Source organism: Streptomyces sp. NBC_01235 (assembly GCF_035989285.1).
GTDB lineage: Bacteria > Actinomycetota > Actinomycetes > Streptomycetales > Streptomycetaceae > Streptomyces.
Window position 1 is genome coordinate 697,775 of the sequence record NZ_CP108513.1, and the last position, 11,691, is coordinate 709,465.

The following is an 11,691-nucleotide window of genomic DNA, read 5'->3' on the forward strand; positions in this document are numbered from 1 at the left end:
GTTTCCGCTGGGCAAGGGGTGACGGGCACGGCGAGCCATGGGCAGGGAGGGTGGTGGGCACCGTGTTCGCACGGGCCGGTGCCGTCGCGAAGCTCGGGCGTGTCAGTGGCCGGATCGGCTCGAGCGCATCTGCCACTGCGTCATCGCACCGAAGGCCAGAACGTTGGCTCGGCGGGTGGTGAAGCGCGAGGTCAGGGTCATCACCCAGTTGAACGTGCCGGAGACGACGCTGGGCGGCGGGTTGCGCCGGTCCAGCGTGCGCAGTGCGGTGGTGACCACCTGGCGCGGCGTCTGCAGCCGGACGCCGCGGGCCATGTCGTCGGAGCCGGCCGCGTCGAAGAACTCGGTGCGGGTGGGGCCCGGGGAGAGGGCGAGCACGCGCAGGCCGGTTCCTCGCGATTCCTGCCACAGCGCCTCGGTGAAGCTCAGCACGAAGGCCTTGGTCGCCCCGTAGACGGCGGCGTTGGGCCACGGCTGGTACCCGAGGGAGCTGGCGACGTTGACCAGGACACCGGTCAGCTGGCCGATGAAGGCCCGGGTGACGTCGACCAGGCTGGCCACGTTCAAGCCGATCTCCTGCTGGACACGCTCCGGGTCCTCCTGGCGGAACGGGGCGTGGGTGCCGAAACCGGCGTTGTTGACGAGGCTGGTGACGGTGATCCCGCGCCGGGCCACCTCCTTGGCCAGCGCTTCGCCCGCGGCCGGCACGGTGAGGTCGAACGGCACCACCGTGGCGGTGATCCGGTACTTCGCGGACAGCTCGTCGGCCAGGGCCTCCAGCCGGTCCGCGCGGCGGGCGACCAGCACGAGGTCCGAGCCTCGCTCGGCGAACTGGCGGGCGAACTCCGCGCCGAGTCCGGCACTCGCCCCGGTGATCAATGTGGTCTGGGTACGGTAGTCGATCTTCTTCATGGCGGTCGGGGACACGGCGCCCTCGCGGGTACCTCCTCCCCTTCTCCTTTCAATGCTTGCGACGGTCGGCAACCGTCATCTGGTGCCAGGACGGGCCGGGGGCCCGTCTCGGCGATGATCGTGACGTTCGGGGACGTTTGGGGACGTCACGTGATGCGGCGCAGGATGCGGTCCTTGAAGGGGGTGTAGGGCGGGGTGGCCACGCCCAGCGTGTCGGGCTTGAGTGGCTTGTCGAGGACGGACTTGAGGTGACTGAAGGTGTCCAGGGAATACGAGCCGTGGTAGCGGCCCATGCCGCTCTCACCGACGCCGCCGAAGGGCAGGTCGAGCGCGCCGAGCTGGAGGAGCGAGAGGCCGAAGGTCAGGCCACCGGAGGACGTCTCCGCGGTCAGGCGCCGCTTGGAGCGCTTGGACGCGGTGAAGGCGTACAGGGCCAGCGGCTTGTCCCGTCCGGTGATGAAGGCGATCGCCGCGTCCAGGTCGGGAACCCGGACGATGGGCAGGACGGGACCGAAGATCTCGTCGCGCATCACCGGGGAGTCGGGGTCGACGTCGGCCAGCACGGTCGGGGCGATGTAGCGGGTGTCGCGGTCGTGGTCGCCGCCCACGACGGTCCGGCCGTCGTTCAGCAGGCCGGCCAGCCGGTCGAAGTGGCGCTCGTTGACGATACGACCGTAGTCGTTGCTGCGAGCCGGATCGGTGCCGTACATCTCGCGGACCGCCTGCGTCAGGTGCGCCTCTATCTCGGCGCCCGCCTCACCTATCGCCAGCACGTAGTCGGGTGCGACGCAGGTCTGGCCCGCGTTCATGAACTTGCCCAGGGCGATGCGGCGGGCGGCCGTCGCGAGGTCGGCACCGGGTTCGACGACGGCGGGGCTCTTGCCGCCCAGCTCCAGGGTGACCGGGGTGAGATGACGGGCCGCGGCGGTCATGACGATACGTCCGACCGCGCCGTTGCCCGTGTAGAAGATGTGGTCGAAGCGCTGCTCCAGCAGAGCGGTCGTCTCCGGCACGCCTCCCTCGACGACGGCCACGGCCTGCGGGTCCAGAACCCGGGTCAGCCAGTGGGCGAGCACGGCCGAGGTCGCGGGGGCGACCTCGCTGGGCTTGAGGACGACCGCGTTACCGGCAGCCAGGGCACCGATGACCGGCGCGAGCGCCAGATTGAGCGGGTAGTTCCAGGGCGCGATGACCAGCACGACACCCAGCGGCTCACGCACGGTCCAGGCCCGGGACGGCATGAGCGACAGGGGCACGGAGGCTCTCTTCGGACGCAGCCACCGGTCGAGATGACTCAGGGTGTGGTCGATCTCCCTGACCAGGAAGCCGATCTCCGTCATGCGCGACTCGGTCGCGCTCTTGCCGAGGTCGGTCTGCAGCGCCTGGACGAACACGTCCTCATGCTCCGTCAGCAGACGCCTCAACGCCTGCAGCTGCTGCTTCCGCCAGGCGACGGGCTTGGTGCGGCCGGTGTTGAACGTGGCCCGCAGTCGCGCGACGGTCCCCGCCGCAGAGGCCGCCGTAACGGCGATGTCCGGCTGACCGCCGGTGGGTGCGTTGGTGTTCATACCGACGAGCATATACGAAACGAAAGCCTTTCGTTTCGTTTTCTTGTATCATTGGTCGTGTGACCTACCCCACCCTTACTCAACGTTCCGTACGGCAGCCCCACCATCCAGTCCGCTCGGCCGTCCATACATCCCGCCGGATCTCTTCGGGAGCAGCCCGATGACCGGGACGCAGGCACGTCGGGGGCGCCCCCGCGACGCCTCTCGCGACCGTGCGCTGCTGGACGCGACTCTGGCCGTCCTGACCGAGAGCGGTTACGGCGCGCTCACCACCGCCGCCGTCGCGGCCCGCGCCGGAGTGTCCACCGCCACTCTCTACCGGCGCTGGCCGTCCAAGGAGGTGATGGTCGTCGACGCCGCCGCCGCGTACGCCAAGGAACTGACGGCGCAGCCGGACACCGGCACACTCGAAGGGGACCTGCGTGCCCTGCTCCGGGACAAAGCGGCTTCCCTGACCGGCAACGAGGGAGGGGTACTGCGCACTCTGATCGGCGAGGCCGCGTACAGCCCCTCCCTGGCCGAGGCCCTCACGAACGCCTTCATGGTGCCCGTGCGCCAACGCATGGAGGAAATAACGCAACGCGCCGTTGACCGGGGCGAGATCCCGCCGGTGGAGCACCCCGACCTACTCGGCGACATGGTGATCGGCCCCATGATGAGCAAGTTCTTCCTCACCCCCCTGCCGCCGAACCAAGTCGACCCCGCCACTGCGTCAGAGACCGCCGACCGCATGCTGTCCTTCCTCCTGCGCGCCTTGGGACACGAGACGCACGGCACGGTCACGAGCGACACGTGACTGCCTGGACGGCAGCCCTTCGAAGAGGAGCACCACCAAGGGGCCGACAGGCGGACACGTTGGACGAGTGACGCGCGCACCCGCTGGGTCAGCGGCCCACGAAGGCGGCTGATTCCGGCGGGCGCGGACGCCTGTGACATCGGCGGTCTTCATCGCCCAGGTCGCCGACCACGGCCACTCCCCTGTCCGGCGGAGCGCTCACCCACGCCGAACCGAGGACAGGAATGACGGGTCAGTTGTTCAGAAAGCCCAGGACGTGATCGGCGACCGTCCTGGGCTGCTCAAGGTGGAGGAAGTGTCCGGCACCGGGTACGACGACGCGTTCGAGGCCGTTCTTGAACACGGCGTCCATGCCGTCGCTCACCTCCACGGAAAAGCAGTTGTCGTCGGCCCCGTGGAGGTACAGCGAGGGGACGGTGATGGCGCCGCTCGCCCGGGCCTCCAGGGCTCGCGCCGCCTCATCAGCGGGGGGCGTGAACAGCTGCCGGTAGTAGCCCAGGATCTCGGTCACGACTCCTGGAGCGCGGAGGGTTTCCTTGAGCGCGGCCCGCTCTGTCTCGGGCAGCTCGTAGCCGGGCGACCATTCCCGCCAGAGCCGGTCGATGAAGGCGAAGTCGTCGAGCTCGACGGCCGGCTCCGCCAGGGCCGTCTGGAAGAAGAACATGTACCAGCTGCGCCGCTGCTGGTCGCCATTGGTGAGCCAGGCGGTTCGCACTTGCGGCCCGTAGGGAACCGCCATGCCGACAAGCTTGCGGACACGTGTCGCGTCGAGGCTCGCCGCGGCGTACGCCGCCCGAGCACCGAGGTCGTGACCGACGAGATCCGCCCGATCGCGCCCGAGCGCTTCGATCAGGTCCAGGACGTCCTGCCCGGTCGCTGACGCGCGATAGGAGCCGTCGGGCGCCGCGCCATCGGGCCAGTATCCGCGCTGTGCGGGAGCGACCGCCCAGTAGCCGTCCCTTGCGAGGCGGTCGAGCATCCCTGCCCAGGAGCCGGCATGGTCGGGAAATCCGTGAAGGCACAGGACGAGCGGCCCGCTGCCGGCCTCCAGGATCGGAACTTCCAGTCCGCCTGTCCGGATCGTCCGACCACGGATGCCGTTACCGGCCGAGGACCCACCTGTCGTCGAGTCCTTGCCGGACGGATGCGTCGGCGGTCGCTGTGTCTCGGGTGCCATGCGTTCAACCTCCAGGCCGCTTTCGCGGCGTCGCGGGCCGGCAGGCCCGGACCGAGTAGTGAGCCCTGATGTCGTCGAGCGCGGCCACGGCGACGTCACGCAGGTTGACCTCGGGCGCATCGAGATCCCTCAGAGGGCAACAACCGTAAGACTTTCACTTATTTCAACTCAAGCGAAAGCGATGTTCACTGCTGAAAGGAGCAGACTCGCTGTGCTGATGTCGCTGGAGCTCCCCCGCCAGGCGACCGACTCGGACGGCCGCTACAACCCGGTGGTACGGACACGCTGACGGGCCCGGTGGGCACGCAGGTTCTCGGGGTTGCCGCAGGTCTTGGTGGAGTGCCATACACCGCTGTTGTTGCGGGAGCGGTCGAAGAACGCCGTTGTGCAGCGCGTATTGCGGCAGACCTTGAGTCGGCGCCAGGTGTCCGCCTGCTGAGCCTGGAACACCTCGAGCAGCACCAGGGCGGCCACATACCGCCAGCCCTGGCCGCGAGGCTCCAGAACAGCCCGTCCGTTGCGGTCCATCCGCACGGCCGCCGCCGCGACATGCACGGCGGGCGAGGCGGTCTGGTCGCCGGCGTCCGTGACGTCGTCGTGTCGTGAGGCGAGAAGCCGCCGCAACTCGGCACGCAAGCCGCGCAGTTCCTCGAGATCACTCTCGGCGAGAGGAACCTGTGCGGCGACCTGCCCCCTCTCCTGCGCCCAGCAGTCCAGCGCCTGATCGACCCAGGCCTGCGCGTCAGAGAGGCCGTCCAGGAGATCGGCCGCCCGGGGTCGGCCGGCGGAAATGGTGTTGAGCAGGTCATGCACGAGCGCCAGCCCGACCGGTGCCGGTTCGACCTCGTACCGCGTGGACGCGGACCACACCATGGCCCTGCCTCCCTTTCGCTGATCGTCCGGCTCTACCGACATGACCGTGACCGTTTGGCCGCTGACTCAGGGTACGACACCTTCGCCCCCTTGAAGGGAAAGGAGCTAAAGGCTTAAGGTCCTTTCATCTCGATTGGTGACGCAGCCACACGAAGGGGCCCCTCATGAGCTCGTCCGGCCACCAGCGCCCCCGCCCGAGGCGGGCTCGGCGGCGCCGATCGCCGACCACACGCCGTCGCCCAGGTGACGCAGGTACGACCCGGGCATGGGGGCGCCCCGGGTCCTCCCACCACCCCCGCGCTGACGGCCTACGAACGAGCAACAGCACGCCTCCCATCCCCCACAGTCCGCCCCGGACTGGTTCCGCGAGCACCTCACCCGACCGACGGCGAGCCCGCCCGCACCGTCCCGAGCCAAGGAAGTCCCATGTCCGTTCTCACCCACTCCCTCGACGGCGACGTCGCCACGATCGTCCTCGACAATCCCCCGCAGAACCGGTTCGCACCCGAGTTCACCCAGGAGCTCAGCGACATCGTCGACGCCATCACGCGCAGCCCGGCCCGCGCCGTCGTGCTGCGCGCCGAGGGACCCGACTTCAGTTACGGCGGCGACTTCCGGCCATGGCTCGACGCCGACCGCACCAGCCTGCGAGCCGACTTCGACCAGGTCATGAGCGTGGTCAACCGGTTCGAACAGCTCCCGATCCCGGTCGTGGCCGCGGTCCAGGGGCTGTGCTTCGGCGGCGGCTTCGAACTCGCGCTGCGCGCCGACATCATCCTCGCCGGTGAGAGCGCCCGCTTCGGCCATCCCGAGCAGTCGCTCGGCATCGTCACCCTCCTCGGCGGGATCCACCGCGTGGCCGAACGGGCCGGCCGGGCCCGCGCCTACGAATGGGCACTGACCTCCGAGCAGGTACCCGCCACGGTCATGGCTCAGGCCGGCGTCATCAACCGCGTCGTCCCCGACGACGAACTCCGCGCCGAAGCCGAGGCCTTCGCCCAAAAGATCGCCGCGGGCCCCACCCGGGCACACGTCGTACACAAGGCGCTGCTGCGCTCCTGGGCCACAGGCGGCATCCCCGCCGCCGACCAGCACCTGTTCGACCTCGCCGTCCCGCTCTACGAGACCGAGGACGTCAAGGACGGCCTGGCCTCCGCCGCCAAGGCCCTCAAGGAGGGGCGCCCCCGCCCCGTACTGCCCTTCAAGGGCCGCTGAGCCGCAACTCCCCCCACACTCACCAAGGGACATCACATGATCATCGACTCCGCCGACCTGGACGCGAAGTCCGCCTACAAGCTGCTCATCGGCAGCGTCATCCCTCGCCCCATCGCCTGGGTGAGCACCCTGTCCACCGAGGGCGTGGGCAACCTGGCCCCCATCTCCTTCTTCACGGTCGTCGGGCGCAAGCCGCCCCGGATCTCGCTGTCGATCCAGCCGCGCTCGGACGGGGTCACGCTCAAGGACAGCTTCGTCAACATCCGGGACACCCGCGAGTTCGTCGCCAACATGGCCACCCTGCCGCAGATCAACGGGCTCAACCGCAGCGCCTTCGAGTTCGAGCCCGACGTCGACGAGTTCGACGCGGTCGGTCTCGAGAAGGTGCCGTCGGAAGCCGTCCGCCCGCCGCGCATCAAGGGGGCGCCCATCGCGTTCGAGTGCACCGTCGAGCACATCTTCTCGTCACCCGACGGACTCAACAACGTCGTCTGGGGCAACGTGGAGCGCTTCTACATCCGGGACGACCTCTATGTGGGCGGCCGGATCGACTTCGGTGCCATCGCTCCGGTGGGACGACTCGCCGCCGAGTACACCCTGGTGGACAACGCTTTCGAGACCCCGATCGACGCCGAGGTGGTCGAGGAGCGCGCCGGCCGCCGTATGGTGCGCCTGGATCGCAAGGACACGCACTACTCGCCGATCGACACGGACGCCTGGTCGCCGTCGGGCTCCACGACCTCACTCGACTGACCCTCGGGACGTGACGTGGTGACGCCCCCCAGGGGTGCGGGTGTGTCACCTCGCACGGACCTCACCCGTTCTCGACGAGGAGAGCACGTGTCACGGAAGAACTCTTCCACGAAGCCGAACGAGCACAGAGACGACTCCGCGTACGACTACGACGTGATCGTCGTCGGTTCCGGTTTCGGCGGATCCGTCACTGCCCTTCGGCTCACCGAAAAGGGCTACCGCGTAGGCGTGTTGGAAGCGGGTCGGAGGTTCACGCCCGACTCGCTGCCCAAGAACTCCTGGGACGTCAGGAACTATCTCTGGGCACCCAAGCTCGGCCTGTACGGCATCCAGCGCATCCATCCGCTGGGCAACGTGGTGGTGCTGGCGGGGGCCGGGGTCGGGGGTGGTTCCCTCAACTACGCCAACACCCTGTACGAGCCGCCGAAGCAGTTCTTCGACGACCCGCAGTGGAAGGACATCACCGACTGGGAAGCGGAGCTGAAGCCGTACTACGACCAGGCCCGGCGCATGCTCGGGGTGCGGCTCAACCCGACGACGACCCCGGCCGACGTACACCTGCGGGCGGTCGCCGAACAGATGGGTGTGGGCGAGACCTTCCACATGGCCCCCGTAGGGGTCTTCTTCGGCGACGGCCAGGACGCCGACGGGACGACCAAGGCCAAGCCGGGGCAGGAGGTGGCCGACCCGTACTTCGGTGGCGTCGGCCCGGCCCGCAAAGCGTGTGCCGAGTGCGGTGAGTGCATGACGGGCTGTCGCCGCGGCGGGAAGAACAGCCTCAACGAGAACTACCTCTATCTCGCCGAGCAGGCGGGCGCCGTCGTCCACCCCATGACGACCGTTGTCTCGATCACGGACGACCCGCCAGGCGGGTACACGGTCAGGACTCGGCCGACGGACCGGAAACGCAGGGGCGAGGGCCGCACGTTCAGGGCGCGGAAGGTCGTCATCGCGGCCGGTACGTACGGTACGCAGACATTGCTGCACCGGATGAGGACGGGAGGCCAACTTCCTTACATATCCGAGCGCCTGGGTGACCTGACCCGCACCAACTCGGAAGCCCTGGTGAGTGTGCACGCAAACGTCCGGCGGCACCGCAAGGCCACCGGGGGACAGAGCGTCGACTTCACGCGCGGTGTGGCGATCACGTCCTCGATCCATCCCGACGAGAACACCCACATCGAGCCCGTCCGCTACGGCAAGGGATCGAACGCGATGGGCGCCGGGTTCGTCCTGCAAGTCCCGTACGCCGAGGGCTCGTCGAGGTTCCTGGGCTGGCTGGTCAACGTGGCGAGGCATCCGGTGCTCATGGCCCGCTCGCTCTCCAACCGCCGTTGGTCCGAGCGGACGATCATCGGTCTGGTCATGCAATCGCTGGACAACTCCCTCACGACCTATCCGAAACCGAAGGGCGTGGGGAAGGGACTGCTGCTGGCCCGTCAGGGCCATGGGTCGCCCAACCCCAAGCAGATCAAGGCGGCTTCGCAGGCCGCCTCGGTCATCGCTGCCGAGGTCGAGGGCTTCGCGGGCAGCAACGTGGGCGAGCTGATGGGCATGCCGCTCACCGCGCACTTCCTGGGCGGCTGCCCCATCGGCAGCACTCCTGAGACCGGCGTGATCGACCCGTACCACCGCCTGTACGGACACCCTGGCATCTCCGTCGTCGACGGAGCGGCGATCTCCGCCAATCTGGGAGTCAACCCGTCCCTCACGATCACGGCCCAGGCCGAGCGCGCGATGTCGGCCTGGCCCAACAAGGGCGAGGAGGACCCTCGTCCAGCGCAGGGAGCGGCCTACCAGCGCCTGAGACCTGTGGAGCCCCGCCGCCCGGCAGTCCCGTCCGACGCTTTCGGCGCCCTGAGGTTGCCGTTCCTGGGGATGCCGGCCCTGCCGCCGAAGCAGTAACCACGCCAGACAACCAGTCCCCGTCGAAGGCCCCACGGACACCGCCGCCTTCGACGGGGACGTCCGCGCGCTGTTCGAGGTCGAGCCGACCCTCAGAGTGTCGTTGACCGAAACGGGCCGATTCCGCGCGCGGCGATGGGGGCGGCAGTAGCCGTAGTTGGCCCAGTCGGCCAGGTCGGAGCGTTCGACGGTCCTGCGGGAGCGGGCGCACAGCGGGTTCGCAGCCGCTTGTCGTGGGCCGGCCGCTGCGGCAGCTACGAAACCATCCCGTGCAGGTGTGCCCACGGAAGCGCCGTCAAGAGCCCGGTTTCAAGTGCGAGGTACGTCAACGCACGCCTGCACTGTCCAGCAGGACGCCCACGGTGGGCGCGATGAGCACAGCCAGGTTGTCGGCCTCGACGCCCGCGCGGGCTACGGCGCCGTCGAAGACGAGGCCGAGTTGCCTGGCCAGCAGGCCGGGGTCGCTCGCGCCGCCACGCTCGGCCTCGGCACGGAAGAAGGAGGTCAGTTTCGCCTTGATCTGGTGTGCCACATGGCTCGCAGGGTGATTCTGGTCCTTCAGTTCGATCTGCACAGCCAGGTACCGGCAGCCTCGGAAGGCGGGTGCACCCGCCTGCGACTCCAGTTGCTCGAAGACGTGCAGGATCCGCTTGCGGGGGGAGCGGCCATCGGCCGCCGGGGGCAGGAGAGTGGCCACGAAGGGGGCAGTGCGCTCCTTCAGGCTTGCCGCCAGCAGGTCTTCCTTGCTCTCGAACAGCTGGTACATGGAGCGCTTCGACACTCCCGCCGCCTTGCACAGCGCGTCGACGCCGACATTGACGCCGTCCTGGTAGGTGAGCGTGGCCGCCGCCTCCAGCAGGCGCTCTCTGGAAGTTGGCTTCACTTCGGTGGTCCTGTCGTGAGGTTGACTCGAATCGGACACATTGGAAACCGATCGGTCTTCAGGGGGGCGGGAGCCGGCGGCGCCGTCCGGCCGATGAAGTCCGCTCAGAGGCTCGGCGACGGTCCTTCTCCCCCGAGACCGTCGCCGAGCCCTGATGGTGTGCACGCCCCTCGTCCCCACGGGGGCGGCACACACGGGGCCACTCCGCACAACGGCCCCGGCCTGGGAGATGCAGGGAGGGTTCCGCTACACCGGGGTGGCGTTCTTGGCGGGCTCCGTCTCGACCGGGATGCGGTGCAGTCCCTTGCGGTCGTACCACCCCAGGACGCCGAAGCCGAACAGCAGGGCCACCAGGAGGCCGGCGGCCATCATGACCCAGCCGCGGGTCAGGCCCGCGTCGCCCTGCGCGTCGTAGTAGACGATGGCGCGGATGCCGCCTGCGATCTGCCGCAGGGGCTCGAACTCCGCGAGGAAGCGGTAGAAGCCGGGCAGCGCCTGGATCGGCGTGGTCGCGTTGGCCGTCGGCACCGCCATCCCGATGAAGACCAGCGTGGCCACCAGCATGCCGGGTGTGCCGAAGACCGCCAGGAGGGTGAGCGCGCCGATCCCGGAGACCGCGACGGCGCACACCGAGAACAGCCACAGCAGCGGCAGGTGGGAGGCGTCCATGCCCATGATGCCGACCGCGCCGACCATGACCAGCGAGCCCATCACCAGGGACAGGGCCGTCATGAGGGTGGCGCTGATGGCGAGGGTCTGCACCCGGGTCGCACGGATCAGCGGGCGGTGGATGCGCAGCGGGCCCATGTCGTTGTGGGTGTATCCGAGGGAGTGGTCGACCTGGCCGCTGATGACGTTGGCGGCGAGCATGCCGCAGACCACGAGTGCGAGCGCGTAGTAGAACGCCGTCAGACCCAGGCCGCTGTGCGAGTCGAGCGGATGCCCGTCCTTCACCGTGACGGCGGCCGGGTCGGCGAGCAGGACACGGGCCGCGGTGGGCAGCTTCGCCTGTAGGGCGGCGGTCTGTGCGGTCAGTTCCTTGCCGATGTGGAGCGAAGCGCTCTCGGCCGCCTGCGTCGTCGCGGCCCGCGCGAGACTGGAGCCCAGGCTGCCGGCGGACTGGTTCGTCAGCACGGTCAGCGCCGGGCGCACCGGCGTCTCGGCGGCTGCGGGACCGGTCAGGGCGGTGACCGAGGACGTGAAGTCGGCGGGCACGACGAGCGCACCGTACAGCTTGCCCTTGCCGAGTTCCTCCTTCACCTCGCTCTCGTCCATCACCTTCCAGTCGATCTTGTCCCCTCCCGCGGTGGACTTGCTGATCGAGTCGGTGATCTGGGCGCCCAGGTTGACCTGCTTTCCGCCGACGGCGGCTCCCTTGTCGGCGTTGACCAGGCCGACGGGCAGGTTCTTCATGTGGCCGGCCGGATCGATGTTGGCGCCGACGTACAGCACGGCGAACAGCAGCGCGAGAACACCCGTGATCACGCCACTGGCGATCCACAGAGGTCTGGCGCGCAGCACGCGGAAGGGGTGAATTCCATTCATGACTTACTCCGGCCTGTTCAACACAGTTACATCGGGAGATGACCGGACGGCACCATCGCCGGAC

10 protein-coding genes are annotated in these 11,691 nt (G+C 68.9%); 4 read left to right on the plus strand and 6 right to left on the minus strand.

Features of this window, described 5'->3' with window-relative positions; genetic code table 11:
* Nucleotides 1–102: 102 nt before the first annotated feature.
* Nucleotides 103–927 carry an SDR family NAD(P)-dependent oxidoreductase gene (locus tag OG289_RS03135; protein WP_327312466.1) on the minus strand — a complete coding sequence of 275 codons (825 nt, stop codon included), beginning with the start codon at nucleotides 925–927 and terminating at the stop codon, nucleotides 103–105.
* A 131-nt stretch (nucleotides 928–1,058) separates the two neighbouring features.
* Entirely contained in the window at nucleotides 1,059–2,480 is a 1,422-nt protein-coding gene (locus OG289_RS03140; protein WP_327312467.1) for an aldehyde dehydrogenase family protein, read from the minus strand.
* 160 nt (nucleotides 2,481–2,640) lie between these two features.
* On the opposite strand from OG289_RS03140, the gene OG289_RS03145 reads away from it, so the two are divergent.
* Complete coding sequence (locus OG289_RS03145; RefSeq protein ID WP_327312468.1) at nucleotides 2,641–3,276, plus strand: TetR/AcrR family transcriptional regulator; 636 nt, start codon at nucleotides 2,641–2,643, stop codon at nucleotides 3,274–3,276.
* 232 nt (nucleotides 3,277–3,508) lie between these two features.
* Here the strand turns inward: OG289_RS03145 and OG289_RS03150 are convergent, their stop codons facing one another.
* Both OG289_RS03150 and OG289_RS03155 read right to left on the minus strand, forming a co-directional pair.
* A complete protein-coding gene (locus tag OG289_RS03150; RefSeq protein WP_327312469.1) occupies nucleotides 3,509–4,453 on the minus strand; it encodes an alpha/beta fold hydrolase in 945 nt (314 codons plus the stop codon).
* 261 nt (nucleotides 4,454–4,714) lie between these two features.
* On the minus strand, nucleotides 4,715–5,326 hold the full coding sequence (locus tag OG289_RS03155) for a CGNR zinc finger domain-containing protein (RefSeq protein WP_327312470.1): 612 nt from the start codon (nucleotides 5,324–5,326) through the stop codon (nucleotides 4,715–4,717).
* Nucleotides 5,327–5,752: 426 nt separating this feature from the next.
* Between OG289_RS03155 and OG289_RS03160 the strand changes: the two genes are divergently transcribed.
* From OG289_RS03160 to OG289_RS03170, 3 genes are all read left to right on the plus strand, one after another.
* Nucleotides 5,753–6,541 (plus strand): enoyl-CoA hydratase/isomerase family protein, encoded by a 789-nt coding sequence (locus OG289_RS03160; RefSeq protein WP_327312471.1) that lies wholly within the window; start codon nucleotides 5,753–5,755, stop codon nucleotides 6,539–6,541.
* Between the two features lie 36 nt (nucleotides 6,542–6,577).
* Nucleotides 6,578–7,294 (plus strand): flavin reductase family protein, encoded by a 717-nt coding sequence (locus OG289_RS03165; protein WP_327312472.1) that lies wholly within the window; start codon nucleotides 6,578–6,580, stop codon nucleotides 7,292–7,294.
* 87 nt (nucleotides 7,295–7,381) lie between these two features.
* Complete coding sequence (locus OG289_RS03170; protein ID WP_327312473.1) at nucleotides 7,382–9,199, plus strand: GMC family oxidoreductase; 1,818 nt, start codon at nucleotides 7,382–7,384, stop codon at nucleotides 9,197–9,199.
* 325 nt (nucleotides 9,200–9,524) lie between these two features.
* Here OG289_RS03170 and OG289_RS03175 read toward each other — a convergent pair whose 3' ends face one another.
* Nucleotides 9,525–10,082 carry a TetR/AcrR family transcriptional regulator gene (locus OG289_RS03175; RefSeq protein WP_327312474.1) on the minus strand — a complete coding sequence of 186 codons (558 nt, stop codon included), beginning with the start codon at nucleotides 10,080–10,082 and terminating at the stop codon, nucleotides 9,525–9,527.
* Nucleotides 10,083–10,328: 246 nt separating this feature from the next.
* Nucleotides 10,329–11,627 carry an SNG1 family protein gene (locus OG289_RS03180; protein WP_327312475.1) on the minus strand — a complete coding sequence of 433 codons (1,299 nt, stop codon included), beginning with the start codon at nucleotides 11,625–11,627 and terminating at the stop codon, nucleotides 10,329–10,331.
* Nucleotides 11,628–11,691: the final 64 nt, after the last annotated feature.